The organism is Photobacterium sp. R1 (assembly GCF_054600795.1).
The window spans coordinates 1-357 of the sequence record NZ_BAAHZP010000234.1 but is presented as its reverse complement, the minus strand read 5'-3'; the positions used below and the strand labels follow the sequence as shown (position 1 = coordinate 357).

General features: G+C 43.4%; 1 protein-coding gene. It reads right to left on the bottom strand.

The window, feature by feature from the left end; translation table 11 throughout:
* Positions 1 to 206: 206 nt before the first annotated feature.
* On the bottom strand, positions 207 to 347 hold the full coding sequence (locus ACYP03_RS24825; protein WP_459782501.1) for a TOBE domain-containing protein: 141 nt from the start codon (positions 345 to 347) through the stop codon (positions 207 to 209).
* Between the last annotated feature and the right edge of the window lie 10 nt (positions 348 to 357).

The following is a 357-nucleotide window of genomic DNA, read 5'->3' as shown; positions in this document are numbered from 1 at the left end:
AAAATATGCCAGTTCTTGAGCACACTGCCGAACTTAATCTTCATGAAACAAGCAGATAAACCACCCGTACATTGTTCAAAATACATACAACACAAAGTGATTATTTTTTGTTCAATTCTGACAAAAATCGCACACAGCAAATTGGTGCAAGCAAGATAACAACAAAGGCAGTGAGAAGAAGGTTAGGACACCAAGGATTTGGCCACTCAGGCTAAATCCTGCTGGCTCAGGCTTACGCCTTTGATTTGCGCATACAGGTTATCACCGACATGGAGGTTAAGTTCATCTGCCGCCCAGGGCGTAATATTGGCCGTCAGTATTGACGTGCCAACAGCTAAACGGATCACCACGATATCA